This window comes from Cupriavidus phytohabitans (assembly GCF_000426345.1).
In the GTDB taxonomy this organism is placed as follows: Bacteria; Pseudomonadota; Gammaproteobacteria; order Burkholderiales; family Burkholderiaceae; genus Cupriavidus.
In genome coordinates, this window is record NZ_AUFE01000022.1 from 54,175 (window position 1) to 78,045 (window position 23,871).

At 65.9% G+C, this 23,871-nt stretch carries 29 protein-coding genes; 28 read left to right on the plus strand and 1 reads right to left on the minus strand.

What is annotated here, in order from left to right; all coding sequences use genetic code 11:
• Positions 1-58 precede the first annotated feature (58 nt).
• Entirely contained in the window at positions 59-1,522 is a 1,464-nt protein-coding gene (locus K309_RS0117410; protein WP_029047618.1) for a glutamate synthase subunit beta, read from the plus strand.
• A gap of 85 nt (positions 1,523-1,607) precedes the next feature.
• On the opposite strand, the gene K309_RS0117415 is transcribed toward K309_RS0117410, so the two are convergent.
• On the minus strand, positions 1,608-2,147 hold the full coding sequence (locus K309_RS0117415) for a GNAT family N-acetyltransferase (RefSeq protein ID WP_029047619.1): 540 nt from the start codon (positions 2,145-2,147) through the stop codon (positions 1,608-1,610).
• A gap of 238 nt (positions 2,148-2,385) precedes the next feature.
• Between K309_RS0117415 and K309_RS0117425 the strand changes: the two genes are divergently transcribed.
• The 27 genes from K309_RS0117425 to K309_RS0117555 all read left to right on the plus strand — a co-directional run bounded on the left by K309_RS0117425 (position 2,386) and on the right by K309_RS0117555 (position 23,657).
• Complete coding sequence (locus K309_RS0117425; protein WP_029047620.1) at positions 2,386-3,474, plus strand: Bug family tripartite tricarboxylate transporter substrate binding protein; 1,089 nt, start codon at positions 2,386-2,388, stop codon at positions 3,472-3,474.
• A 135-nt stretch (positions 3,475-3,609) separates the two neighbouring features.
• Entirely contained in the window at positions 3,610-4,428 is an 819-nt protein-coding gene (locus K309_RS0117430; RefSeq protein WP_029047621.1) for an ABC transporter ATP-binding protein, read from the plus strand.
• Entirely contained in the window at positions 4,425-5,204 is a 780-nt protein-coding gene (gene mlaE, locus K309_RS0117435; protein WP_029047622.1) for a lipid asymmetry maintenance ABC transporter permease subunit MlaE, read from the plus strand. The genes K309_RS0117430 and mlaE overlap by 4 nt, the downstream gene beginning before the upstream one ends.
• 76 nt (positions 5,205-5,280) lie before the next feature.
• Positions 5,281-5,799 (plus strand): outer membrane lipid asymmetry maintenance protein MlaD, encoded by a 519-nt coding sequence (gene mlaD, locus K309_RS0117440; RefSeq protein ID WP_029047623.1) that lies wholly within the window; start codon positions 5,281-5,283, stop codon positions 5,797-5,799.
• On the plus strand, positions 5,796-6,794 hold the full coding sequence (locus K309_RS0117445; protein ID WP_029047624.1) for an MlaA family lipoprotein: 999 nt from the start codon (positions 5,796-5,798) through the stop codon (positions 6,792-6,794). Before mlaD ends, K309_RS0117445 begins: the two co-directional genes overlap by 4 nt.
• Positions 6,795-7,018: 224 nt before the next feature.
• The gene (locus tag K309_RS0117450) at positions 7,019-7,648 is read left to right on the plus strand and encodes an MlaC/ttg2D family ABC transporter substrate-binding protein (RefSeq protein WP_029047625.1); all 630 of its coding nucleotides are present in this window, start codon (positions 7,019-7,021) and stop codon (positions 7,646-7,648) included.
• Positions 7,649-7,761: 113 nt separating this feature from the next.
• Positions 7,762-8,118: an STAS domain-containing protein gene (locus K309_RS0117455; protein ID WP_348635782.1), complete on the plus strand. Its 357-nt coding sequence runs from the start codon at positions 7,762-7,764 to the stop codon at positions 8,116-8,118.
• A 262-nt stretch (positions 8,119-8,380) separates the two neighbouring features.
• The gene (locus tag K309_RS0117460) at positions 8,381-9,331 is read left to right on the plus strand and encodes an ABC transporter ATP-binding protein (RefSeq protein ID WP_029047627.1); all 951 of its coding nucleotides are present in this window, start codon (positions 8,381-8,383) and stop codon (positions 9,329-9,331) included.
• Positions 9,328-10,149, plus strand: a complete 822-nt coding sequence (locus K309_RS0117465; protein WP_029047628.1) for an ABC transporter permease — start codon at positions 9,328-9,330, stop codon at positions 10,147-10,149. The genes K309_RS0117460 and K309_RS0117465 overlap by 4 nt, the downstream gene beginning before the upstream one ends.
• Positions 10,150-10,200: 51 nt before the next feature.
• Positions 10,201-10,449 carry a BolA family protein gene (locus K309_RS0117470; protein ID WP_029047629.1) on the plus strand — a complete coding sequence of 83 codons (249 nt, stop codon included), beginning with the start codon at positions 10,201-10,203 and terminating at the stop codon, positions 10,447-10,449.
• A gap of 80 nt (positions 10,450-10,529) precedes the next feature.
• Positions 10,530-11,780, plus strand: a complete 1,251-nt coding sequence (gene murA / locus K309_RS0117475) for a UDP-N-acetylglucosamine 1-carboxyvinyltransferase (RefSeq protein ID WP_029047630.1) — start codon at positions 10,530-10,532, stop codon at positions 11,778-11,780.
• Between the two features lie 18 nt (positions 11,781-11,798).
• Positions 11,799-12,473 carry an ATP phosphoribosyltransferase gene (gene hisG, locus K309_RS0117480; protein WP_029047631.1) on the plus strand — a complete coding sequence of 225 codons (675 nt, stop codon included), beginning with the start codon at positions 11,799-11,801 and terminating at the stop codon, positions 12,471-12,473.
• Between the two features lie 51 nt (positions 12,474-12,524).
• Entirely contained in the window at positions 12,525-13,868 is a 1,344-nt protein-coding gene (gene hisD, locus K309_RS0117485; RefSeq protein ID WP_029047632.1) for a histidinol dehydrogenase, read from the plus strand.
• Positions 13,869-13,903: 35 nt separating this feature from the next.
• Positions 13,904-15,004, plus strand: coding sequence for a histidinol-phosphate transaminase (hisC, locus tag K309_RS0117490; protein WP_029047633.1), 1,101 nt, complete (start codon positions 13,904-13,906; stop codon positions 15,002-15,004).
• A 4-nt stretch (positions 15,005-15,008) separates the two neighbouring features.
• The gene (gene hisB, locus K309_RS0117495; RefSeq protein ID WP_019451384.1) at positions 15,009-15,596 is read left to right on the plus strand and encodes an imidazoleglycerol-phosphate dehydratase HisB; all 588 of its coding nucleotides are present in this window, start codon (positions 15,009-15,011) and stop codon (positions 15,594-15,596) included.
• Positions 15,597-15,692: 96 nt separating this feature from the next.
• Positions 15,693-16,316, plus strand: a complete 624-nt coding sequence (locus tag K309_RS0117500; protein ID WP_018004934.1) for a YchE family NAAT transporter — start codon at positions 15,693-15,695, stop codon at positions 16,314-16,316.
• Positions 16,313-16,966: an imidazole glycerol phosphate synthase subunit HisH gene (hisH, locus tag K309_RS0117505; protein WP_035877770.1), complete on the plus strand. Its 654-nt coding sequence runs from the start codon at positions 16,313-16,315 to the stop codon at positions 16,964-16,966. The genes K309_RS0117500 and hisH overlap by 4 nt, the downstream gene beginning before the upstream one ends.
• Positions 16,967-17,148: 182 nt before the next feature.
• Positions 17,149-17,895, plus strand: coding sequence for a 1-(5-phosphoribosyl)-5-[(5-phosphoribosylamino)methylideneamino]imidazole-4-carboxamide isomerase (gene hisA / locus K309_RS0117510; protein WP_029047635.1), 747 nt, complete (start codon positions 17,149-17,151; stop codon positions 17,893-17,895).
• A gap of 81 nt (positions 17,896-17,976) precedes the next feature.
• Positions 17,977-18,747 (plus strand): imidazole glycerol phosphate synthase subunit HisF, encoded by a 771-nt coding sequence (gene hisF, locus K309_RS0117515; RefSeq protein WP_029047636.1) that lies wholly within the window; start codon positions 17,977-17,979, stop codon positions 18,745-18,747.
• 2 nt (positions 18,748-18,749) lie between these two features.
• Positions 18,750-19,154 carry a phosphoribosyl-AMP cyclohydrolase gene (gene hisI, locus K309_RS0117520; RefSeq protein WP_029047637.1) on the plus strand — a complete coding sequence of 135 codons (405 nt, stop codon included), beginning with the start codon at positions 18,750-18,752 and terminating at the stop codon, positions 19,152-19,154.
• Positions 19,151-19,528, plus strand: a complete 378-nt coding sequence (locus tag K309_RS0117525; protein WP_029047638.1) for a phosphoribosyl-ATP diphosphatase — start codon at positions 19,151-19,153, stop codon at positions 19,526-19,528. The genes hisI and K309_RS0117525 overlap by 4 nt, the downstream gene beginning before the upstream one ends.
• A gap of 73 nt (positions 19,529-19,601) precedes the next feature.
• Entirely contained in the window at positions 19,602-19,991 is a 390-nt protein-coding gene (locus tag K309_RS0117530) for a DUF4870 family protein (RefSeq protein WP_029047639.1), read from the plus strand.
• A 54-nt stretch (positions 19,992-20,045) separates the two neighbouring features.
• Positions 20,046-20,402, plus strand: coding sequence for a histidine triad nucleotide-binding protein (locus tag K309_RS0117535; RefSeq protein WP_029047640.1), 357 nt, complete (start codon positions 20,046-20,048; stop codon positions 20,400-20,402).
• Positions 20,403-20,549: 147 nt separating this feature from the next.
• Positions 20,550-20,789 carry a Sec-independent protein translocase subunit TatA gene (tatA, locus tag K309_RS0117540; protein ID WP_029047641.1) on the plus strand — a complete coding sequence of 80 codons (240 nt, stop codon included), beginning with the start codon at positions 20,550-20,552 and terminating at the stop codon, positions 20,787-20,789.
• A gap of 84 nt (positions 20,790-20,873) precedes the next feature.
• Positions 20,874-21,383, plus strand: coding sequence for a Sec-independent protein translocase protein TatB (gene tatB, locus K309_RS0117545; RefSeq protein WP_029047642.1), 510 nt, complete (start codon positions 20,874-20,876; stop codon positions 21,381-21,383).
• Positions 21,384-21,516: 133 nt separating this feature from the next.
• Positions 21,517-22,314, plus strand: coding sequence for a twin-arginine translocase subunit TatC (tatC, locus tag K309_RS0117550; protein ID WP_029047643.1), 798 nt, complete (start codon positions 21,517-21,519; stop codon positions 22,312-22,314).
• A 242-nt stretch (positions 22,315-22,556) separates the two neighbouring features.
• Positions 22,557-23,657 (plus strand): porin, encoded by a 1,101-nt coding sequence (locus K309_RS0117555; protein WP_029047644.1) that lies wholly within the window; start codon positions 22,557-22,559, stop codon positions 23,655-23,657.
• The last annotated feature ends 214 nt before the right edge of the window (positions 23,658-23,871 follow it).

Here is a 23,871-nt window from a genome sequence, read left to right on the forward strand (position 1 = left end):
ACCCCACCGCAGGGCCGGCGAAGCCGCCGGTCCCGCGCAGCATGACCAAGGACGCAACATGGGTAAGGCGACTGGCTTTCTCGAATTTCCGCGCCAGAATGAGGGCTACGAACCGGTAGTCAAGCGCGTGAAGCACTACAAGGAATTCGTGTTCGCGCTGTCCGACAGCGAAGCGAAGCTCCAGGGTGCGCGCTGCATGGACTGCGGCATCCCGTTCTGCAACAACGGCTGCCCGGTCAACAACATCATCCCCGACTTCAACGACCTGGTGTACCGCCAGGACTGGAAGTCGGCGATCGAGGTGCTGCACCAGACCAACAACTTCCCCGAGTTCACCGGCCGCATCTGCCCGGCGCCGTGCGAAGCCGCCTGCACGCTGGGCATCAACGAGCTGCCGGTGGGCATCAAGTCGATCGAGCACGCCATCATCGACAAGGCCTGGGAAGAGGGCTGGGTCAAGCCGCAGCTGCCGCGCCACAAGACCGGCAAGACCGTCGCCGTGGTCGGCTCCGGCCCCGCCGGCATGGCTGCCGCGCAGCAGCTGGCGCGTGCCGGCCATGACGTGACCGTGTTCGAGAAGAACGACCGCGTCGGCGGCCTGCTGCGCTACGGCATCCCCGACTTCAAGATGGAGAAGTCGCTGATCGACCGCCGCATGGAACAGATGCAGGCCGAAGGCGTGACCTTCCGCGCCGGCGTCATGGTGACCGACGGCGAGCTGCCGGCCGGCATCAAGAACTATGCGCGTGAAACCATCTCGGCCCAGGCCCTGATGGACCAGTTCGACGCCGTGGTGCTGGCGGGCGGCTCGGAAGTGCCGCGCGACCTGCCGGTGCCGGGCCGCGACCTGAACGGCATCCACTTCGCGCTGGAATTCCTGATCCCGCAGAACAAGGAGGTGGCCGGCGACGGCGCCAACGAGATCCGCGCCGAGGGCAAGAACGTGATCGTGATCGGCGGCGGCGATACCGGCTCCGACTGCGTGGGCACGTCCAACCGCCACGGCGCCACCTCGGTGACCCAGTTCGAACTGCTGCCGCAGCCGCCGGAAGAAGAGAACAAGCCGCTGGTGTGGCCGTACTGGCCGATCAAGCTGCGTACCTCGTCGTCGCACGATGAGGGCTGCGAGCGCGACTGGTCCGTCGCCACCAAGGAATTCATCGGCGAGAACGGCAAGGTCACCGCGCTGAAGGCCTGCCGCGTCGAATGGAAGGATGGCCGCATGCAGGAAGTGGAAGGCAGCGAGTTCATCCTGCCGGCCGACCTGGTCCTGCTGGCGATGGGCTTCACCAACCCGGTGGGCTCGATGCTGGAAGCCTTCGGCGTCGACACGGATGCGCGCAAGAACGCCAAGGCCGCCACCGAAGGCGAGCGCGCTTACCACACCAACGTGCCCAAGGTGTTCGCCGCCGGCGACGTGCGCCGTGGCCAGTCGCTGGTGGTTTGGGCGATCCGCGAAGGCCGCCAGGCCGCGCGTTCGGTCGATGCCTTCCTGATGGGGCATACCGACCTGCCGCGCTGATCCGCAGGTCACTGCCGCAGCAAAAAGCCCGCCCGGCGCAAGCCGGCGGGCTTTTTTCGTTGCGGGCGCGATGCCGTAGCCGGTTTCAGCCGGCCAGCGTCCTTTCCATCAGGATCGCAGCGGCACCATAGTCTGCCAGCTCGCCGGCGTGCCGTGCCGCGGTCTCTGCCGCTACCGGCGCGTACCCGAGCCTGCGCCACCAGGGCGCGGCCGACTGTACGGCGATCAGCCGCGAATGCTTCAGTCCGGCCGCCAGCGCAGCCGCTTGCGCTGCCGCATACAGCCGTGCCGCAAGCCCGCCGCCGCGCCCGGTGGGCGCCACGGCCATGTCGTGGACGAACCAGGTCAGTGGTGCCGGCGCCGCCGCCTGGCGCGAGCCGTCGTCGAGCAGGCCATCGAGCGGCGGCAGGCTGGTCTCGGGCCAGGCGTGGGTGAACAGGTAGGCGGCCAGGGTGCCGGGTTGGCGCGGATCGTCGGCGACCCAGCAGGTGGTGGGGGAGAGCGCCAGCCGGCTGGCTAGCGCGTCGCGGCTTTCCAGCAGCACTTCGGTATAGCAGGCGGCCTGCACGGCCAGCACGGCAGGCAGGTCGGCGGCCGCCATGGGCCGCAGGGGAAACATCGTCATCGCGCGATTATAGCCGGCGGCCCAGGCGGGACCGCGGTGCGGCAGCATTGCGGGCATGGCGCGTTTGGCAAGGCTGGACAAGGCCTTCAGGGTTCTCCCGGCTATGGTTTACGTGCCTGTGGCCATCCGGGCGATGTACTTACAATTTTCAGAAAACAACTAACGGAAACCGCCTCGCGAATCCTTTTTCCCCAGAACCAGCTCGCCGTCCCCTCAGGGGATGGGTGGGAGGAAATTGATGACCGAAGTGCGCAATATGCCGCAACTTTGGCGAGGTAAAGTGAAGTTTGCGTCGTGGCCGTCCGCATGGGCGGTGCTCCGACGCTGGCTCCAGCCTTTCCTGTGCCTGTATGCGCTGGGCTGTGCCTCGCTCGCCCTTGCCGTGCCCGCGACGCCCGCTGTAGCCGGGCCGGGACTGGTACGCAGCATGTCTTTCCCGAACCGGCCGATGCGCCTGATCGTGCCGTTCCCGGCCGGCGGGGTGGCCGACGCGGTCGCCCGCCTGCTGGCAGAGCGCCTGTCGGAGCGGCTGGGCGTGCCAATGGAGGTCGACAACCGCCCCGGCGCAGGCGGCACCACCGCGGGCGATGTCGTCGCCAAGGCCAGCTCGGACGGCCACACGTTGCTGTTCCACCAGGCCAATATGCTGATCCAGCCGGGGCTGGAGCCGGTGCCATACGACGTCGTGCGCGATTTCACCCCGGTGGCGCGGGTCGCCACCACGCCGCTGTTCCTGGTGATCGACGCCCGGCTGCCGATGCGTACGCCGGAGCAGTGGATGACCGCGGTGAAATCCAACCCGGGTTCCTACAGCTATGGCTACGGCCAGCCGGGCAGCCCTTCCCATCTGTACGCCGAGTACGCCGTGCGCGGCGTCCGCAGCGGCGTGCCGCTGGTCACCGCCAAGGGTGAGTCCGCGGTGGTGCAGGAGATGCTGGCCGGTCGCATCAGCGCCTGCTTCTGTTCGTTTGCCGCGGTACAGAGCCAGGTCCGCAGCGGCGGGCTGCGGCTGATCGGCGTGACCGGCGTGGCGCGCTCGCCGCTGGCGCCGCTGGTGCCGACGCTGCAGGAGTCGGGGCTGGATGGGTACGCGGCGGCGGCCTGGTTTGGCGTGATGGCGCCCGCCAAGACGCCGCGGGCGATCGTTGCGCGGCTGGCAGTCGAACTCGACGCGGTGATGGCCGAGCGCGAAGTGCGCTCCCGGCTCCAGGCCGCCGGGCTGACCACGCTGCGCGATTCGCCGGAGGCCTTCGCCACGGCGATCCGTTCGGAATCGATCCAGTGGCAGGTGATTCTGCGGGACGCCAGCCAGGTGCAGGAACCCTGAAGGAAAAATTTCCGCTCACAGAATCAGACGCTTTCCTATTGCATCGGTCCGCAGCGATGTGGCGCGCGACACACGGGTGCCAGCAGGGCTAGGTAGTACACCTTATAATGCGCCCCTGTCCCGACCGGTGCCAACGTGACCGATTCTGCTCAAAACCTCGTCGAACTGAATGCGGTGGATTTCGCTTATGCGGACCACGGCAAGCCCATCCTGTCCGGCCTCACCATGCAATTTCCGCGTGGCAAGGTGATTGCGGTCATGGGCGGTTCGGGGTGCGGCAAGACCACGGTGCTGCGGCTGATCGGCGGCCAGGTGCGCCCCCAGGCGGGCGCGGTTCGCTTCGACGGCACCGATATCCACCAGCTCGATACCCGCGGCCTGTACGCGGTGCGGCGCCAGATGGGCATGCTGTTCCAGTTCGGCGCGCTGTTTACCGATTTGTCGGTCTTCGACAATGTGGCCTTTCCGCTGCGCGAGCATACCGACCTGCCGGACTCGATGATCCGCGACCTGGTGCTGATGAAGCTGAACGCGGTCGGCCTGCGCGGTGCGCGCGACCTGATGCCGTCGCAGATCTCGGGCGGCATGGCGCGGCGCGTGGCGCTGGCGCGCGCGATCGCGCTCGATCCCGCGCTGCTGATGTATGACGAGCCCTTCGCTGGCCTCGACCCGATCTCGCTCGGCCTGACCGCCCGCCTGATCCGCAGCCTGAACGACGCGCTCGGCGCGACCACGATCATCGTCTCGCACGACGTGCACGAGACCTTCCAGATCGCCGACTACGTGTATTTCATTGCCGACGGGCGCATCGCCGCGCAGGGCGAGCCCGAGGCACTGCGCGCCTCCACCGATCCGTTCGTGCACCAGTTCGTCCACGCCGAGGCCGACGGCCCGGTGCCGTTCCACTACCCGGGGCCGTCGCTGGCCGAGGACTTTGCCGGGAGGGCGCGGTGATCGGTTTCTTTACCACCATCGGCGCGGCCGTGCGCCGCAACGTGACGGGCCTGGGCCATGCCACCCGCATGTTCCTTACCGTGCTGGGCCTGTCACCGGCATTGCTGCGCCGTTTCCGCCTGGTGACCGACCAGGTTTTCTTTGTCGGCAACCTGTCGCTGGTAATCATCGCCGTGTCGGGCCTGTTCGTCGGCTTCGTGCTCGGCCTGCAGGGCTACTACACGCTGAACCGCTACGGCTCCGAGCAGGCGCTGGGTCTGCTGGTGGCGCTGTCGCTGGTGCGCGAACTGGGGCCGGTGGTGACCGCGCTGCTGTTTGCGGGGCGCGCCGGCACCTCGCTGACTGCCGAGATCGGCCTGATGAAGGCGGGCGAGCAACTGACCGCGATGGAAATGATGGCGGTGAACCCGCTGCAGCGCGTGGTCGCGCCGCGTTTCTGGGCGGGCGTGATTGCCATGCCGGTGCTGGCGGCGATTTTCAGCGCGGTGGGCATCCTGGGCGGCTACGTGGTCGGCGTGCAGCTGATCGGCGTCGACGCAGGTGCCTTCTGGTCGCAGATGCAGGGCGGCGTCGACGTGCGCGCCGACGTGCTCAATGGCGTGATCAAGAGCTTTATTTTTGGCATTGCCGTGACGTTCATTGCCTTGTACCAGGGCTTCGAGGCCAAGCCGACGCCCGAGGGCGTCTCGCGCGCGACCACCCGCACCGTGGTGATCGCGTCGCTGGCGGTGCTGGGGCTGGATTTCCTGCTGACCGCGCTGATGTTCAGCAACTGACGGCTGGCAGCCGGCGCGGACCATTCTGACTGCAACACAGCGACAAGACACTACGGGGTTGAAGAAAGAGATTCCAATGAGAAAGAACACACTCGATTTCTGGGTGGGGCTGTTCGTGGCGGCGGGGTTCGTCGCCCTGCTGTTCCTGGCCCTCAAGGCCGGCAACATGAGCGCCTTCACCTTCCAGGAAACCTACGCTGTGCAGGCCCGCTTCGACAATATCGGCGGACTCAAGCCGCGTGCGCCGGTCAAGAGCGCCGGCGTGGTGGTCGGCCGCGTTGCCGCGATCCGCTTCGACGACAAGACCTACCAGGCCACCGTCGAGATGAGCCTGGAGAAGCGCTACAAGTTTCCCAAGGACACCTCGGCCAAGATCCTGACCTCGGGCCTGCTGGGCGAGCAGTACATCGGCCTGGAGGCCGGCGGCGACACCGCGATGCTGGCCGATGGCGCCCGCATCACCATGACGCAGTCCGCGGTGGTGCTGGAAAACCTGATCGGCCAGTTCCTGTACAACAAGGCGGCGGATGCCGGTGCCAGCGGCTCGCCCGCAGCCGGCGCCAGCGCGCCGGCGCTGGGCGGGGATGCCAAATGAGTGCTGTTCCCCCCGGCAAGCCGGGCCGCGCCGCGCGCCGCCCGGCGGCTGGCCTGATGGCCGCCGCCGCCGCGTTGCTCGCCGGCTGTGCCACGGGCCCGACGGCCAACCCGAAGGATCCTCTGGAGCCCTTTAACCGCGAAGTCTCGAAGATCAACGAAGACTTCGACAAGGGCATCCTGCGCCCGGTGGCCGAGGTCTACGCCGACTACATGCCGACGCCGGTGCAGCGCGCGGTGGAGAATTTCTTCTCCAACGTCAGCGATGTCTATTCGGCGGTGAACAACCTGCTGCAGGGCAAGCCCACGCGCGCGGCGGAAGACTCCATGCGCGTGGCGATGAACAGCGTGCTGGGCCTGGGTGGCCTGATCGACATCGCCACGCCTGCAGGCCTGCCCAAGTACAAGGAAGACTTCGGCCAGACGCTGGGTGTGTGGGGCGTGCCGCCGGGCCCGTACCTGGTGCTGCCACTGTTCGGGCCGAGCTCGGTGCGCGACACGGGCGGCATGCTGGTCGACCGCCAGTTCGACCCGTCGGCTTATCTCAACGCGGTATCGCTGCGCAATTCGCTGGTCGGCGTACGCATCGTGGCGGGCCGCGCGCAGCTGCTGGGCGCCAGCAACCTGCTGGAGCAGGCGGCGCTGGACAAGTACTCGTTCCTGCGCGACTCCTACCTGCAGCGCCGTCAGTACCTGGTTTACGACGGCAATCCGCCGGACGCCGAAGCCGACAGCGATGAGGCTGCTCCCGCGGCTCCGGATGCGAGCGAAGGCGGCAAACCAGAGGCGCCGGCGGTACCGCAAACGCCAGCCCAGCCGGCGCCGGCGGCCCAGCCCGCTGACGCCTCCGCCCCTGCGGCCGCGCCGCCCGCCGACGCCTCCACGCCCGCGGCGACGCCGCCCAAAGGCGACATCCAGCCGGAAGGCCAGAGCCTGCCGGTGCCACCGGTGGAGCCGATGCAGCGTATCGTCCCGGGCGTGATCCGGATTCGCTGACCGCCTTTGTGGTCTTTGTGGCACTAGTCCCAACGGGCTGGCGCCAGGCTGTGAATGCCCTGTCAGGGCTGAAACAATTTGTTTGGAAGTGGCGGGGAGGGCGCTGGCCGGTGCAACCCGGGGCCCGCGCTTATGTTCCAATCACCGCAAGGCCGCTGCCGCCCGGCGGCGATCGTCCGGTGGACCTCGCCGGCAAACGTCTTTGAGAAAGAAGGAAAAAATCCATGATTAAGCGACTGTTGGTCCCCTTCCTTACGGTAGTAGCCTTCGCCGGCGCTGCCCACGCGCAGGTGTCGGGCACGGACGCGGCCACTCCGGACGGGCTGGTCAAGGCCGTGGTCAGCGACGTGATGACGACCGTCAAGTCCGACAAGGACATGCAGGGCGGCAATATCGCCAAGATCACCGCGCTGGTCGAGCAGAAGATCATCCCGAACGCCAACTTCCAGAAGACCACGCAAATCGCGATGGGCCGCAACTGGTCGAAGGCGACCCCGGAGCAGCAGCAGCAGATCACCGAGGAGTTCAAGACCCTGCTGATCCGCACTTACGCCGGCGCCATCGCCCAGATCCGCGACCAGGCCGTGCAGTACCGCCCGTACCGCGGTACGCCTGAGGACACCGATGCCACCATCCGCACCCAGGTCATCAACAAGGGCGAGCCGATCCAGATGGACTACCGCCTGGAGAAGACCGCGAACGGCTGGAAGGTCTATGACATCAACGTGCTGGGCGCGTGGCTGACCGAGGCCTACAAGGGCAGCTTCAACACCATCGTCGGCCAGCAGGGCGTCGAGGGCGTGATCAAGACGCTGCAGGACCGCAACCGCCAGCTGGCCAACGCCAAGAGCTAAGCCGCGGCGAGCGCGCGCCGCTGCAATGCAGCACGGCGCGCCGATCTTGCACTACAATGACCGTTCGCGGCACTGGCTCCCGCCTCAGCGCGGGAGCTTTTGTTTGCACCGCATTGCCATCCATCACGCCGATCACGCTTCCTGACGCCACCATGCTTTCGCTGGGCACCTCGCTGACCAACCAGAACGCCGCCGCCGTGCTGCGCGACGGGCTGGCGCGCGTGGGCCAGGGCGGGGTGCAGGGCAAGGTGCAGGTCGACTGCACGGGCCTGGCGCAGGTGGATTCCTCCGCGGTTGCCGTGCTGCTGGCATGGCATCGTGCCGCAGCCGCGCGCAACCTGGCGTTGGCGCTGCGCGGGGTGCCGGCGCAACTGTCGCAGCTGGCCAACCTGTATGGCGTCGACAGCCTGCTGGGCCTGGCGACCAGCGCCGAGCCGCTTTCCCGCCCGGGCCACCACCACCGACATTGATCCGGCATCGCCGGACGCAGCGATTGCGTCCGACCGCGATGCCCCGGCGACGGCCTGACGCTGTCGCCGCGCCCAGCGGGCGGATCCGGTGGGGATCAAGCGGGACCCACCCCGCATCCCCTATAATTCCGGGTTGTTCGCCCTTCCCCCCGCCTGATTCCGGTGTATGCCAAGCCGGCCCAGGAAATCCGGGCACGCAGTAGCTCCCCATTTCAGGCGGCTGGCCTCCCAAAAGGGCTGGACACGCCACAGACAATCGGCCATGAAAGCCATTGAAATCCACGACGTTCGCAAGCGCTACCGCAACCTGCAGGCGCTCAAGGGCGTCAGCTTCACCGTCGAACGCGGCGAATTCTTCGGCCTGCTCGGGCCGAACGGCGCCGGCAAGACCACGCTGATCTCGATCCTCGCCGGCCTGAACCGCGCCGACTCCGGCCGCGTCCGTGTGCTGGGCCACGATGTCGTGTCCGACTACCGGATGGCGCGGCGTATGCTTGGCGTGGTGCCGCAGGAACTGGTATTCGACCCGTTTTTCACGGTGCGCGAGACACTGAGGCTGCAGTCCGGCTATTTCGGCCTGACCCGCAACGACGACTGGATCGACGAGATCATGGCCAACCTGGACCTGACCAGCAAGGCCGATTCCAACATGCGCCAGTTGTCCGGGGGGATGAAGCGCCGCGTGCTGGTGGCCCAGGCGCTGGTGCACCGCCCGCCCGTGATCGTGCTGGACGAGCCCACCGCCGGCGTCGATGTCGAGCTGCGCCAGACGCTGTGGAAGTTCATCTCGCGCCTGAACCGGGAAGGCCACACCATCATCCTGACCACGCATTACCTCGAAGAGGCCGAGGCGCTGTGCGACCGCATCGCCATGCTCAAGTTCGGCGAAGTGGTGGCGCTGGACCGCACCAGCAACCTGCTGACGCAGTTCGCCGGGCTGCAGCTGGTGCTGACCTTCGCGCACGGCAGCCTGCCGTCGGCGCTGGAGCCGTTGCGCATGCCGGCCAACCCGGGCGAGCGCGCGGTGCGGCTGCGGCTGTCCGGCTACCAGGCGGTCGAGCCAATCCTGGCCGCCTGCCGTGAAGCCGGCTGTGACATCGAAGACATGGAAATCAACAAGGCCGACCTCGAAGACGTGTTTGTCCAGATCATGCGCCGCGAGGGCCACATGCCGGGCGCGCTGCCCGACCCCGCCATGGAGGCCGCGGCATGAAGCAGCCTGGCGAAATCGAACTGGTGGAAGACGCCCGCCTGGGCCCGATGGCCGTTGGCGGCCTGGTCGGCTTCCGGACCCTGCTGTACAAGGAAGTGCTGCGCTTCTGGAAGGTCAGCTTCCAGACCGTGGCCGCGCCGGTGCTGACCGCGGTACTGTACCTGCTGATCTTCGGCCATGTGCTGGAAGACCGCGTCAAAGTCTACGACCAGATCAGCTACACCGCCTTCCTGGTGCCCGGCCTGGTGATGATGAGCGTGCTGCAGAACGCCTTCGCCAACAGCTCGTCGTCGCTGATCCAGTCCAAGATCACCGGCAACCTGGTGTTCGTGCTGCTGCCGCCGCTGTCGCACTGGGAGATGTTCGGTGCCTATGTGCTCGCCTCGGTGATCCGCGGGCTGACCGTGGGCCTGGGCGTGCTGCTGGTGACGGCGTGGTTTGCCAACCTGCATTTCGCCAGCATCGGCTGGATCGTGGTGTTCGCGCTGCTGGGCGCGGGCATTCTCGGCACGCTGGGCCTGATCGCCGGCATCTGGGCCGAGAAGTTCGACCAGCTCGCCGCGTTCCAGAATTTCCTGATCATGCCGGCCACCTTCCTGTCCGGCGTGTTCTATTCGATCCATTCGCTGCCGGCCTTCTGGCAGGCGGTGTCCCATGCCAATCCGTTCTTCTACATGATCGACGGCTTCCGCCATGGCTTCTTCGGCGTCTCGGACGTGTCGCCGCTGTTCAGCCTGGCGGTGGTGGGATCGGCCTTCGTGGTGCTGGCGGCGCTGGCGCTGCGGCTGCTGAAGTCCGGATACAAGCTGCGCCACTGAGCGCGGCCGCACTGACACCGCGCACTTACTGAATACGCTGAAGAGAACTCCATGCTGCCTACACCGGAACAAGTCAGGGAATACATTGCCCAAGGATTGCCCTGCGAACATCTGGAAGTCGAGGGCGACGGCCAGCACTTCTTTGCCACCATCGTCAGTACCGAGTTTGAAGGCAAGCGGCTGATCCAGCGCCACCAGCGTGTCTATGCCGCGCTGGGCGACCGCATGCGCGCCGAGATCCATGCGCTGTCGATGAAGACGCTGACGCCCGCCGAGTGGCAGGCAGGCGAGGGCAAGTAAGCCGGCCGTGCCGCACCGCGCCGCATGCGCGGTCCGAGAACAATGACTCCGGGCGCAGGCCCGGCCAGAACCGACACAACATGGACAAATTCCAGATCCAGGGCAACGGTCCGCTACGGGGTGAAGTCCGCGTTTCGGGCGCCAAGAATGCCGCGCTGCCGATCCTGTGCGCGGGCTTGCTCACGGCCGATACCGTCTCGCTGGATAACGTGCCCGACCTGCAGGATGTGCGCACCACGCTCAAGCTGCTGCGCCTGATGGGCATGCGTGCCGAACAGGATGGCGCCACCGTCGCGCTCAACGGGGCCGACGTCAACTCGCTCGAGGCGCCGTACGAGCTGGTCAAGACCATGCGCGCGTCGATCCTGGTGCTGGGTCCGCTGGTGGCGCGCTTCGGCGAGGCCCGGGTTTCGCTGCCCGGCGGCTGCGGCATCGGCGCCCGGCCGGTCGACCAGCACATCAAGGGCCTGCAGGCGATGGGCGCCGAGATCAGCATCGAGCATGGCTTTATCCATGCCCGCGCCCGGCGCCTGAAGGGCGCGCGCGTGGTCACCGACATGATCACCGTGACCGGCACCGAAAACCTGCTGATGGCCGCCACGCTGGCCGAAGGCGAGACCGTGCTGGAAAACGCCGCGCGCGAGCCCGAAGTCAGCGACCTGGCGCACCTGCTGGTCAGGATGGGCGCGAAGATCGACGGCATCGGCACCGACCGGCTGGTGGTGCAGGGCGTCGACAAGTTGCACGGTGCGCGCCACAGCGTGATCGCCGACCGCATCGAGGCCGGCACCTTCCTGTGCGCCGCGGCCGCGACGCTGGGCGAACTGGTGCTGCGCGACGTGCGCCCGGACCTGCTCGACACCGTGCTCGACAAGCTGCGCGAAGCCGGCGCCCGCATCGAGACCGGTGCCGACTGGATCCGTTTGGCGATGCCGCGCCGCGCCAGGGCGGTGAGCTTCCGCACCTCGGAATATCCCGCCTTCCCGACCGACATGCAGGCCCAGTTCATGGCGCTGAATGCCGTGGCCGAAGGCACCGCGCGCGTGACCGAGACCATCTTCGAGAACCGGTTCATGCACGTGCAGGAACTGAACCGCCTCGGCGCCGACATCGTCGTCGAAGGCAACACCGCGGTGGTCAACGGCGTGCCGCGCCTGTCCGGTGCCAGCGTGATGGCGACCGACTTGCGCGCCTCCGCCAGCCTGGTCATCGCCGGCCTGGTCGCCGAGGGCGACACCGTGATCGACCGTATCTATCACCTGGACCGCGGCTACGACCGCATGGAAGACAAGCTGTCTGCAGTGGGCGCCAAGATCCGCCGCATTGCCTGAGCACGAGGACTGACGCCGATGAGCCCCACATTCAATGCTTCGCCCAACCAGCTGACGCTGGCGCTGTCCAAGGGCCGCATCTTTACCGAAACGCTGCCGCTGCTCGAAGCCGCCGGCATCCAGGTGACCGAGGATCCCGAGACCTCGCGCAAGCTGATCCTGCCGACCTCGGACCCCGCCGTGCGCGTGGTGATCGTGCGCGCCTCGGATGTACCGACCTACGTGCAGTATGGCGCCGCCGACTTCGGCGTGGCCGGCAAGGACGTGCTGATGGAACATGGCATGGCGGGCCTGTATGCGCCGATCGACCTCAACATCGCCCGCTGCCGCATGTCGGTGGCGGTGCCGGCCGGGTTTGACTACGCCAGCGCGGTGCGCCAGGGCGCGCGCCTGGCGGTGGCCACCAAATACGTGCAGACCGCGCGCGAGCATTTTGCGAAAAAGGGCGTTCACGTCGACCTGATCAAGCTGTACGGTTCGATGGAGCTGGGCCCGCTGGTGGGGCTGTCCGATGCCATCGTCGACCTGGTCAGCACCGGCAGCACGCTGCGCGCCAACAACCTGGTCGAAGTGGAAGAGATCGTGCAAATTTCGTCGCGGCTGGTGGTGAACCAGGCCGCGCTCAAACTCAAGCGCGAGCGGCTGGCGCCGATCCTCGACGCATTCGAACGCGCTTCGGCGGCGCTGGTGTAAGGCCACATCGGGCCACACCAGGCCGGTGCCGACTGAGAAGGAAAAGAAGTCATGAACGCAACCGTATCCGAAATGGAAAACCTGCCGATCCGCCGGCTTGATTCCAGCGAGCCGGGCTTTGCCGAGGCACTGCGCCAGGTGCTGGCCTTCGAGGCTGGCGAGGACGAGGCCATCGACCGCGCCGCGGCACAGATCCTGGCCGACGTGAAGGCGCGCGGCGACGCCGCGGTACTGGAGTACACGCAACGCTTCGACCGCATGGCCGCGCCTTCGATCGCGGCGCTCGAACTGTCGCAAACCGAGCTCGAAGCCGCGCTCGAGGACCTCGAGCCCAAGCGCCGCGCCGCGCTGGAAGCAGCCGCCGCGCGCGTGCGCGCCTACCACGAGAAGCAGAAGATCGAGTGCGGCAGCCACAGCTGGGAGTACACCGAGGCCGACGGCACCATGCTGGGCCAGAAGGTGACGCCGCTGGACCGCGTCGGCATCTACGTGCCGGGCGGCAAGGCCGCCTACCCATCGTCGGTGCTGATGAACGCGATCCCGGCGCGCGTGGCCGGCGTGAAGGAAATCATCATGGTCGTGCCCACGCCCGGCGGCGTGCGCAACGAGCTGGTGCTGGCCGCCGCGCAGATCGCCGGGGTCGATCGCGTCTTCACCATCGGCGGCGCGCAGGCCGTGGGCGCGCTGGCCTACGGCACCGCTACGCTGCCGCAGGTCGACAAGATCGTCGGCCCGGGCAATGCCTACGTGGCTGCCGCCAAGCGCCGCGTGTTCGGCACCGTCGGCATTGACATGATCGCAGGGCCGTCCGAGATCCTGGTGATCTGCGACGGCACCACCGACCCCGACTGGGTGGCGATGGACCTGTTCTCGCAGGCCGAACACGACGAACTGGCGCAGTCGATCCTGCTGTGCCCGGACGCCGAGTACATCGCCCGCGTCGAGGCCAGCATCCAGCGCCAGCTGCCGACCATGCCGCGCCGCGAAGTGATCGCCGCGTCGATCTCGGGCCGTGGAGCGCTGGTCAAGGTGCGCGACATGGAGGAAGCCTGCGAGATCGCCAACGCGATCGCGCCGGAGCACCTGGAGATTTCCGCCGAAAACCCGCGCCAGTGGAGCGAGAAGATCCGCCACGCCGGCGCCATCTTCCTCGGCCGCTATACCAGCGAGTCGCTGGGCGATTACTGCGCTGGCCCCAACCACGTGCTGCCGACCTCGCGCACCGCGCGCTTCTCGTCGCCGCTGGGCGTCTATGACTTCCTGAAGCGCTCGAGCCTGATCGAGGTGAGCGAGGGCGGGGCGCAGATGCTGGGCCAGATCGCCGCCGAGCTGGCGTATGGCGAAGGCCTGCAGGCCCACGCGCGCAGCGCGGAATACCGTTTCAAGCGCAGTTGATTTCCTGAACCAACGCAGTCAAACCTGGAGTTCCCATGTCAGCCGTAGAGCCCTCCCTGATCGAACGCATCATCCGTGACGACGTGCGCGCCATGGGCGCCTACCACGTGCCGGATTCGCACGGTCTGGTCAAGCTCGACGCGATGGAGAACCCGTACCGCCTGCCGCCCGAACTGCGCCAGCAACTGGCCGCGCGGCTGGGCGAGGTGGCGCTGAACCGCTATCCGGTGCCCAGCAGCGAAGCGCTGCGCGCCAGGCTGAAGGATGTGATGGCCGTGCCCGCCGGCATGGACGTGCTGCTGGGCAACGGCTCGGACGAGATCATCAGCATGCTGGCGCTGGCCGCGGCCAAACCGGGCGCCAAGGTGATGGCGCCGGTGCCGGGCTTTGTCATGTACGCGATGTCTGCACAATTTGCCGGCCTCGGGTTCGTCGGCGTGCCGCTGCGCGCGGACTTCACGCTGGATCGCGAAGCCATGCTGGCGGCGATGGCCGAGCACCAGCCCGCCATCATTTACCTGGCCTATCCGAACAACCCCACCGGCAACCTGTTTGACGCCGCCGACATGGAGGCCATCCTGCGTGCCGCACAGGGCGACGTCTGCAACAGCCTGGTGGTGGTCGACGAGGCCTACCAGCCGTTCGCGCAGCACAGCTGGATGCCACGCCTGTCGGACTTCGGCAACCTGCTGGTGATGCGAACCGTGTCCAAGCTCGGCCTGGCCGGCATCCGCCTGGGCTACCTGGCCGGTGCGCCGGAGTGGCTGGCGCAGATCGACAAGGTGCGTCCGCCATACAACGTCAACGTGCTGACCGAGGCCGCCGCGCTGTTCGCGCTGGAGCATGTGTCGGTGCTGGACGAACAGGCCGCGCAGCTGCGCGCCGAGCGCACCCGCGTGGCCGACGGCATGGCCGCGCATGCCGGCGTCACGGTGTTCCCCAGCGCCGCCAACTTCCTGCTGGCGCGCGTGCCGGATGCGGCACAGACCTTCGACCGGCTGCTGGCGCGGAAGGTATTGATCAAGAACGTGAGTAAAATGCACCCGTTGCTGGCCAATTGTCTGCGCGTCACGGTCAGCACGCCCGAAGAAAACGCGCAGTTCCTTGAGGCATTCGCAGCGTCGCTGCAGGATTAACACCATGCGTGTTGCAGAGGTCACCCGCAATACTTCGGAAACGCAGATCCGCGTTTCCCTGAATCTCGACGGCACCGGTCGCCAGAAGCTGGCGTCGGGCGTGCCGTTCCTCGACCACATGCTCGACCAGATCGCCCGGCATGGCATGTTCGACCTGGAGGTCGAAGCCACCGGCGACACGCATATCGACGACCACCATACGGTGGAAGATGTCGGCATCACGCTCGGCCAGGCCGTCGCCAGGGCCATTGGCGACAAGAAAGGCATCACCCGCTACGGCCATAGCTACGTGCCGCTGGATGAGTGCCTGTCGCGCGTGGTGATCGATTTCTCCGGCCGCCCCGGCCTGGAGTTCCACGTGCCGTTCACGCGTGCGCGCGTGGGCAGCTTCGACGTCGACCTGACCATCGAGTTCTTCCGCGGCTTCGTCAACCATGCCGGCGTCACCCTGCATATCGACAATCTGCGCGGCATCAATGCCCACCATCAGTGCGAAACCGTGTTCAAGGCCTTTGGCCGGGCCCTGCGCATGGCGGTTGAGCTGGATCCGCGCGCGGCCAACACGATCCCGTCGACCAAGGGTACGCTCTGAGCTTCCTGAACCCGTAGGCGTGCCGGCTGGTTGCGGCGCCCGCCCACTTTTTTTCCTGCCTGAATCCCGGCCAGCGATGCTGGCAACCCGCAACCGATGGATACGCTCAAGTCGTTTATCTCGCTGCTGGCGCTGATCAACCCGATCGGGGCGATCCCGTTCTTCATCAGCCTGACCAGCCAGCAGACTGAAGCGGAAAAGCTGCGTACCATCAAGATCGCGTCGATCTCGGTGGCGATCGTGGTGGCGGTGTCGGCTTTGCTGGGGCAGCAGATCATCGAGTTCTTCAATATCTCGGTGGCTTCACTGCAGGTGGGTGGCGGTCTCATCATGATCATGATGGCCATGAACATGCTGAACGCGCAGACCAGCCGCACCAAGGCCACGCCGGAAGAAGAGGATGAGGCCGAGGTAAAGTCCAGCATTGCGGTGGTGCCTCTGGCGCTGCCGCTGCTGACCGGGCCGGGCTCGATCAGCACGGTGATCGTCTATGCCGGCAAGACCCAGCACTGGTACCAGTTGCTGATCCTGGTAGGCATCGGCGCATTGCTGGGCTCGGTGGTGTACCTGGTGTTCCGCGCGGCCGACCCGATCGCCCGGGTCATCGGCCGCACCGGCATCAATATCGGCACGCGCCTGATGGGGCTGATCCTGTCGGCGCTGGCCGTCGAATTCATTGTGGACGGGCTGAAGACATTGTTGCCTGTTTTGAAATCATGACTACCATAGCAATTGTGGATTACGGCATGGGCAACCTGCGCTCGGTGGCGCAGGCGCTGCGTGCCGCGGCGCCGGAAGCGGACGTGCGGGTGGTGGATGCCCCCGAAGGCATCCGCAGCGCGGATCGCGTGGTGTTGCCCGGTCAGGGCGCGATGCCCGATTGCATGTCGGCGCTGGGCGCCTCGGGCCTGCAGGAAGCGGTGGTCGAGGCCGCCGGCAGCAAGCCGATGCTGGGTGTGTGCGTCGGCGAACAGATGCTGTTTGAGTTCAGCACCGAAAGTCGTGCTGGCGCGGACCGCACGCCAGCGCTGGGCCTGATGCCCGGGCACGTTGTGCGTTTTGCGCTGGAAGGCATGACGCAGCCCGACGGCTCGCGTTTCAAGGTGCCGCAGATGGGCTGGAACCGGGTGCGCCAGGCTAAGCCGCACCCGCTGTGGAGCGGGATTCCGGACGACAGCTGGTTCTATTTCGTCCACAGTTACTACGTGCAGGCGCAGGATCCGGCCCATATCGCCGGTGAGACGGAGTATGGAGTCGTGTTTACCAGCGCGGTAGCCCGCGATAATATTTTCGCGACGCAGTTCCACCCCGAGAAGAGCGCGGCCCTTGGCCTGCGGCTGTACCGGAACTTCGTCCACTGGAATCCATAAGGCGCACCGGACACCCCGGATCGCTTGTTTGACGATTGTTAGACCGAGAACCAGACAGACCCGTCACCGGACCCTTCACGCAACCCGTCAAGCGACCAGTTCCCGATCGAAACATCGACCCGACCTGACCGGCCCCGCCGGTCTCGCTCAACCTCACTTACTCAACCACGCTCGTCACGCATATGTTGCTCATTCCGGCCATCGACCTGAAGGACGGTCAGTGTGTACGCCTCAAACAAGGCGACATGGACCAGGCCACCGTCTTTTCCGAAGATCCCGCCGCCATGGCACGCCACTGGGTGGAGCAGGGCGCGCGGCGCCTGCACCTGGTGGACCTGAACGGCGCGTTCGTGGGCAAGCCCCGCAACGAGGCGGCCATCAAGGCCATCATCGCCGAGGTCGGCGACGAGATCCCGGTGCAACTGGGGGGCGGCATCCGCGACCTGAACACCATTGAACGCTGGCTGGACGACGGCTTGTCGTACGTCATCATCGGCACGGCGGCGGTGAAGAACCCCGGCTTCCTGAAGGACGCCTGCTCGGCCTTCGGCGGCCACATCATCGTCGGCCTCGATGCCAAGGACGGCAAGGTCGCCACCGACGGCTGGAGCAAGCTGACCGGCCATGAAGTGGCGGACCTCGCGCGCAAGTACGAAGACTACGGTGTCGAAGCCATCATCTATACCGACATCGGCCGCGACGGCATGCTGCAGGGGATCAATATCGACGCCACCGTCAAGCTGGCGCAGTCGATGTCGATCCCGGTGATCGCCAGCGGCGGCCTGTCCAACCTGGCGGATATCGACAACCTGTGCGCGGTCGAAGGCGAGGGTGTGGAAGGCGTCATCTGCGGTCGCGCAATCTACTCCGGTGATCTCAACTTTGCCGATGCGCAGGCTCGTGCCGACAAGCTGCGCGACGGCCAGTAAGCCAAACGCAAGCCAACGCGCCTCGGGCGCAGCCGCTGTCGCACCGGTCACTTGCCGGCGCGGCGGCGGACAAGGACTCTCATGCTAGCCAAACGTATCATCCCCTGCCTGGACGTGACCAACGGGCGGGTGGTCAAGGGCGTCAATTTCGTCGAGCTGCGCGATGCGGGCGATCCCGTGGAAATCGCGCGCCGCTATGACGAACAGGGCGCCGACGAGATCACATTCCTCGACATCACCGCCACCAGCGATGGGCGCGACCTGATGCTGCACATTATCGAGGACGTCGCCTCGCAAGTTTTCATCCCGCTGACGGTCGGCGGCGGCGTGCGCACGGTTGAAGATGTGCGGCGCCTGCTCAATGCCGGCGCGGACAAGATCAGCGTCAACTCGTCGGCTATTGCCAATCCGCAGCTGGTGTCCGACGCCACGGCCAAATATGGTTCGCAGTGCATCGTGGTGGCGATCGACGCCAAGCGCAGCTCCGCCCCGGGCGAGCCGTCGCGCTGGGAAGTCTTCACCCATGGCGGGCGCAAGGCGACCGGCCTGGACGCGGTCGAATGGGCCCGCGAGATGGCCGCACGCGGCGCCGGCGAGATCCTGCTGACCAGCATGGACCGCGACGGCACCAAGAGCGGGTTCGACCTGGAACTGACCCGTGCCGTCAGCGACGCGGTGCCGGTGCCGGTGATTGCCTCGGGCGGCGTCGGCGGGCTGCAGGACCTCGCCGACGGCATCACCAAGGGCCGCGCCGACGCGGTGCTGGCCGCCAGCATCTTCCACTACGGCGAGCATACCGTGGGCGAAGCCAAGGCATTCATGGCCCGCGAGGGCATTCCCGTGCGGATCTGATCATGGCAAAGAAGTGGCTCAACAAGGTCAAGTGGGACGATAACGGCCTGGTGCCGGTGATCGTGCAGGAAATGGGTTCGAACGACGTGCTGATGTTCGCGTTCATGAACCGCGACGCGCTGCAACGCACGGTGGAACTGGGCGAGGCCGTGTTCTGGTCGCGCTCGCGCAAGCGCCTGTGGCACAAGGGCGAAGAGTCCGGCCACGTGCAGAAGGTGCATGAGATCCGCCTCGACTGCGATGAAGATGTGGTGCTGCTCAAGGTCACGCAGGTCGACAGCATCGCCTGCCATACCGGGCGCCATTCCTGCTTCTTCCAGAAATTCGAGGGCGATGCGGAAGCGGGCGACTGGCAGACCGTCGAGCCCGTGTTGAAGGACCCTGCACAGATCTATAGCAAGCCATGACCGACTCCCGACCGAGCAGCAGCGATGTGCTGGCGCGCGTGGCCGAAGTGCTCGAATCGCGCAAGCCCGCCAATGGCGGCGACCCCGCCAGATCCTATGTTGCCAAGCTGTACAGCAAGGGCGACGACGCCATCCTGAAGAAGATCGGCGAGGAAGCCACCGAAACCGTGATGGCGGCCAAGGATGCGCGCGCTGCTGGCCACACCGGCACCGAGGCCGGCAAGCTGGTCTATGAAGTGGCGGACCTGTGGTTCCACACCCTGGTGTTGCTGGCAAACTTCGGGCTGGGCCCCGACGACGTGGTCAACGAACTGGCGCGGCGCGAAGGCCTCTCCGGCCTCGAGGAAAAGGCCCGGCGCAAGGAAGAGGGATGACCGGCTGACCAGTCGCTGTGCTGGCCAGTCTCCCGCCTGCCGCGAGGCAGGCCATCGCAGAACAAGGGCAAACATGGCGAACGACTACACCGCGCAGGTTACAGGCCCCAGCGACGAACAGCAGAGCAGCCTGCGCAAGCTGCTGCATATCCTGTACGCGCTGTACGCAATCTTCTGGCTGACCGGCGGCATTACCGCGCTGATCGCCATCGTCATCGACTACGTCAAGCGCGACGACGCGCGCGGTTCGCTGTATGCCTCGCACTTCGCCTGGCAGATCCGCTCGTTCTGGTGGTCGGTGGTGTGGGCGGTGCTGGGCGGCGTGCTCTTCGCCACCGTGGTGCTGATGCCGCTGGCGTTTGCGGCCTGGGGCGTGCTGTCGCTATGGATGCTGTATCGTATCGTCAAGGGCTGGCTGTACCTCAACGACAGCAAGCCGATGTACCCGGATCAGCCGTTCTGATGCCGGGCGGACCCGATACCCTCCGGGTGCAGGGTTCGCCGCAATGAAATTTTCATGAACGTTCAGGATAATTGCATCTTCTGCAAGATCGTGGCCGGCCAGATACCGTCGCGCAAGGTGTACGAAGACGACGACATGGTGGCCTTCCACGATATCCATCCCAAGGCCCCGGTACACTTGCTGGTCATCCCCAAGTCGCATGTCGACTCGCTGGCCGATTGCGGCGCCGGCGAAGGTGAGGTGCTTGCTAGAATGATGTTGAAGGTGCCTGAACTGGCGCGCGCGGCAGGCTGTGGCAACGGTTTCCGGACGGTGATCAATACCGGACCGGACGGCGGCCAGGAAATCTACCACCTGCACCTGCATGTGCTCGGTGGGCCGCGCCACCAGTGGAAGGGACCGCTGCCCTGACCGGGCAGCCTTGGCATGGAAGCGCCCGCGGCGGCAACGCCTGGGCAAATGCTGCGCCGGCAACCGTCGCCCGGCGCGGCCATAACGGGACGGAACAACGGGTCCGGGCGACTATGACTACGCCCGAGGCTTCATCAGGAGCAAGAGATGGGTTCGTTTAGCATTTGGCACTGGCTGATCGTGCTGGTGATCGTCATGCTTGTGTTCGGCACCAAAAAACTGCGCAATATCGGCCAGGACCTGGGCGGTGCGGTCAAGGGTTTCAAGGATGGCATGAAGGATGGCGAAGACAAGGACAAGTCGGCGCAGGCCACCCAGTCCAAGGAATTGCGCGACTCCACCACCATCGATGTCGAGGCCAAGGAAAAGTCGCGCCAGCAGCAGTAAGCCGGCGGTGAGCCGTCCCCTTCCCGTGATTGTGGCTGCCTGCGCGCAGCCCCGCGTCTTTGCTGTCTTTCGCATGATGTCCGCATGATTGATCTCGGCATTTCCAAGCTGGCGCTGATCGGTGCCGTGGCACTGATCGTGATCGGTCCCGAGCGGCTGCCCAAGGTCGCACGCACCGTTGGCGCCCTGGTCGGCCGCGCGCAACGCTATATCAATGACGTCAAGGCCGAGGTCAGCCGCGAAGTCGAGCTGGAAGAATTGCGCAAGATGCGTTCTGAATTTGAGGAAGCGGCGCGCGACGTCGAGCGCACCATCCACAAGGAAGTCAACGAGCAGACCCAGGCGCTGAACGAGGCGCTCGGCGGCACCGAAGCGAGCACCGAAGGCGTCAGCGCCGGCGGCAACAGCTTCGTGCCCAGCTGGGACGCGGCGCACAAGGCGCACAACGGCCGCAAGAGCTGGCGCGTGAAGCAGGGCGCACGGCCACTGTGGTTCAAGCGCCAGCATAATGTCCGGGTCTGGGCGCAGTCGGGCGCCGCGCGCGTGAAGCGCCACCGTCCGGCCAGCCGGCCGTCCCGTTCCTTCTTCGAGTGAGCACGTTGCGCGGCGACGGGTCGATGGCCCGAGCCAGGGCCGCCGCTGCCATCGCCATGCCCGTCCAACCGCGCCGCGCGAGCGGCACATCGATCCCCAACTTGCCAGCCAGTGCGGCTGAGCGGTTCACGCCATGAGCGACACCCGGTCCCCAGATCCCCAAGACCCGCAAGACGAGTCGCAGCAGGAAACCTTCATTTCCCACCTGATCGAGCTGCGCCAGCGCCTGGTCAAGGCGGTGGCCGGGATCATCCTGGTCTTCGTTTGCCTCGTCTACTGGGCGCCTGTCATCTTCAACCTGTTTTCGGCGCCGCTGATGGAGTCGCTGCCCAAGGGTGGCAAGATGATCGTGACCGACGTCACCGGCTCATTTTTCGTACCGATGAAGGTCACGTTGCTGGTGGCTTTCCTGATCGCGCTGCCATGGGTCCTCTACCAGGTCTGGCAGTTCGTTGCGCCCGGGCTGTACCAGCATGAGAAGCGGCTGATCCTGCCGCTGGTATCGAGCAGCTACATCCTGTTCCTGTGCGGCGTGGCTTTTGCGTACTTCCTGGTGTTCCCAACCGTGTTCCACTTCATGGCGCACTACAACGCGCCGTTGGGCGCGGACATGTCTACGGATATCGACAAATACCTCAGCTTTGCCATGACCACGTTCCTGGCCTTCGGCATCACCTTCGAGGTGCCGGTGGTGGTGATCGTGCTGGTTCGGTTCGGCGTGGTCGAGTTGGAAAAGCTGAGGCAGATTCGCCCGTATGTGATCGTCGGGGCGTTCATCATTGCCGCCATCGTGACGCCCCCGGACGTGCTGTCTCAGTTGCTTCTCGCGGTGCCGCTCGTGATGCTCTATGAACTTGGTCTGCTCATGGCCCGCTTTGTCGGCCGTCCGGCCGGGCAAGCCGAGGCTTCAGGGGAAACACAAACGGATTAGTGCCGCTGAGGCAGGTATTCCTAGCCATCGATCCCCGTTTTTGCACCAAAACGGGGATTTTTTTGCCCGATCGTGTTGTTCGATCACAACAAAAACCGCTGCTAAGCATGGTTTACGCCGAAAAAGCCTTCTGAGGGCTGGGGGGGCTGGCACATAATACGCAGCAGACGTGAATGTAAATACGTCGCCCAAGCACTTGGGCAACCAAGATTTCCCAATCAGTTGACAAGGAAAGTGTCGATATGAAGATGAAACTGTTTGCTGCTGCCGTCGCCGCTCTGGCCGCTGGTGGCGCGTATGCCCAATCGAGCGTAACCCTGTACGGCGTGGCTGACGTTGGCCTCGAGTACAACAGCAATGCCAACGCCGCTGGCGACGACCTGTTCCGTATGGCTTCGGGTAACCAGTCCGGTTCGCGCTGGGGCCTGCGTGGCGTGGAAGATCTGGGCGGCGGCCTGAAGGGCGTGTTCGTCCTGGAAAGCGGTTTCGACCTCGATGACGGCCGTTCGGCCCAAGGCGGTCGTCTGTTCGGTCGTCAAGCCTACGTCGGTGTGCAAAGCCAGTTCGGTTCGCTGCTGCTGGGCCGTCAACAGACCTCGTTCTATGACTTCGGTCTGATTTATGACCCGATGGCCATCTCGTCGCGCTACGGCATCCTGGCACAAGACGCCCAGTTCGCTGCTCGCGCTGACAACACCGTCAAGTACATCGGCACCTTCGGTGGCTTGACCGCTAACGCCTTCTACAGCTTTAACAACAACGGCCAGGAAACCGCTGGTGCGTTCCGCCGCGGCCAACAGTACGGCGCAATGCTGAACTACGCAGCCGGCCCGTTCTCGGTTGGTGCTGCCTACGACGAAATCCACGGCACCGTGTCGGCCGCTGGTGTTGACCAAAGCGGTCAGCGCACCCGCCGTGCTACCGTTGGCGCTAACTACGCCTTCGGTCCGGCCAAGGTCTACGCTGGCTATCGCTGGGCCAAGGCTTTCGACGGCGCCCCGCTGACCGGCGGCACGACGGTCGACAACGGTGTTGTCACCACGTCCACCTCGTCGAACCTGTACTGGCTGGGTCTGGGCTACCAGCTGACCCCGGCGTTCTCGCTGTCGGGCGCTGCGTACTACCAGGACTTCCGCAAGAGCGAAGCCGATCCGTGGCAGTTCGTGATCACGGCCGACTACGCGCTGTCGAAGCGTACCGACGTGTACACCTCGCTGTCGTACGCTCTGAACGACAAGGGCTCGGCCCTGGGCGTGAACGGCTTCAACACCGCCACGACCACCAACGTTCAGCCGAACAAGGATCAGTTCGGTGCTGTGGTTGGTCTGCGCCACAAGTTCTAATCTGATGCGGGCGTAAGCTCGCTTGAGATTGGCTTGCAGAAGGCCGGCGTCCGCAAGGATGCCGGCCTTTTGTTATTTCACGGTGTAGCGCTGTGCGAGCCACTCGACCAAGGATGGGCCGCTCGCGGGCCCAATCGAGGCTTGCGGCCGTGGCACGCGTGGAGGTGCCGTCCGGATGAGCACTTGGTACGGCCCGCTCGGGCGCTTCTGCCTT

Excerpts from the sequence above, each read along its gene's own strand:
- murA (WP_029047630.1), top strand. The coding sequence starts at position 10,530 with ATGGACAAATTCCAGATCCAGGGCAACGGTCCGCTACGGGGTGAAGTC.
- hisD (WP_029047632.1), top strand. The coding sequence starts at position 12,525 with ATGAACGCAACCGTATCCGAAATGGAAAACCTGCCGATCCGCCGGCTT.
- K309_RS0117500 (WP_018004934.1), top strand. The coding sequence starts at position 15,693 with ATGGATACGCTCAAGTCGTTTATCTCGCTGCTGGCGCTGATCAACCCG.
- hisA (WP_029047635.1), top strand. The coding sequence starts at position 17,149 with ATGTTGCTCATTCCGGCCATCGACCTGAAGGACGGTCAGTGTGTACGC.
- K309_RS0117470 (WP_029047629.1), top strand. The coding sequence starts at position 10,201 with ATGCTGCCTACACCGGAACAAGTCAGGGAATACATTGCCCAAGGATTG.
- hisC (WP_029047633.1), top strand. The coding sequence starts at position 13,904 with ATGTCAGCCGTAGAGCCCTCCCTGATCGAACGCATCATCCGTGACGAC.
- K309_RS0117415 (WP_029047619.1), bottom strand. The coding sequence starts at position 2,147 with ATGACGATGTTTCCCCTGCGGCCCATGGCGGCCGCCGACCTGCCTGCC.
- mlaD (WP_029047623.1), top strand. The coding sequence starts at position 5,281 with ATGAGAAAGAACACACTCGATTTCTGGGTGGGGCTGTTCGTGGCGGCG.
- hisG (WP_029047631.1), top strand. The coding sequence starts at position 11,799 with ATGAGCCCCACATTCAATGCTTCGCCCAACCAGCTGACGCTGGCGCTG.
- tatC (WP_029047643.1), top strand. The coding sequence starts at position 21,517 with ATGAGCGACACCCGGTCCCCAGATCCCCAAGACCCGCAAGACGAGTCG.
- K309_RS0117450 (WP_029047625.1), top strand. The coding sequence starts at position 7,019 with ATGATTAAGCGACTGTTGGTCCCCTTCCTTACGGTAGTAGCCTTCGCC.
- K309_RS0117445 (WP_029047624.1), top strand. The coding sequence starts at position 5,796 with ATGAGTGCTGTTCCCCCCGGCAAGCCGGGCCGCGCCGCGCGCCGCCCG.
- K309_RS0117535 (WP_029047640.1), top strand. The coding sequence starts at position 20,046 with ATGAACGTTCAGGATAATTGCATCTTCTGCAAGATCGTGGCCGGCCAG.
- hisH (WP_035877770.1), top strand. The coding sequence starts at position 16,313 with ATGACTACCATAGCAATTGTGGATTACGGCATGGGCAACCTGCGCTCG.
- tatA (WP_029047641.1), top strand. The coding sequence starts at position 20,550 with ATGGGTTCGTTTAGCATTTGGCACTGGCTGATCGTGCTGGTGATCGTC.
- K309_RS0117525 (WP_029047638.1), top strand. The coding sequence starts at position 19,151 with ATGACCGACTCCCGACCGAGCAGCAGCGATGTGCTGGCGCGCGTGGCC.
- hisI (WP_029047637.1), top strand. The coding sequence starts at position 18,750 with ATGGCAAAGAAGTGGCTCAACAAGGTCAAGTGGGACGATAACGGCCTG.
- K309_RS0117410 (WP_029047618.1), top strand. The coding sequence starts at position 59 with ATGGGTAAGGCGACTGGCTTTCTCGAATTTCCGCGCCAGAATGAGGGC.
- K309_RS0117425 (WP_029047620.1), top strand. The coding sequence starts at position 2,386 with ATGACCGAAGTGCGCAATATGCCGCAACTTTGGCGAGGTAAAGTGAAG.
- K309_RS0117465 (WP_029047628.1), top strand. The coding sequence starts at position 9,328 with ATGAAGCAGCCTGGCGAAATCGAACTGGTGGAAGACGCCCGCCTGGGC.
- tatB (WP_029047642.1), top strand. The coding sequence starts at position 20,874 with ATGATTGATCTCGGCATTTCCAAGCTGGCGCTGATCGGTGCCGTGGCA.
- hisB (WP_019451384.1), top strand. The coding sequence starts at position 15,009 with ATGCGTGTTGCAGAGGTCACCCGCAATACTTCGGAAACGCAGATCCGC.
- hisF (WP_029047636.1), top strand. The coding sequence starts at position 17,977 with ATGCTAGCCAAACGTATCATCCCCTGCCTGGACGTGACCAACGGGCGG.
- K309_RS0117555 (WP_029047644.1), top strand. The coding sequence starts at position 22,557 with ATGAAGATGAAACTGTTTGCTGCTGCCGTCGCCGCTCTGGCCGCTGGT.
- K309_RS0117460 (WP_029047627.1), top strand. The coding sequence starts at position 8,381 with ATGAAAGCCATTGAAATCCACGACGTTCGCAAGCGCTACCGCAACCTG.
- K309_RS0117530 (WP_029047639.1), top strand. The coding sequence starts at position 19,602 with ATGGCGAACGACTACACCGCGCAGGTTACAGGCCCCAGCGACGAACAG.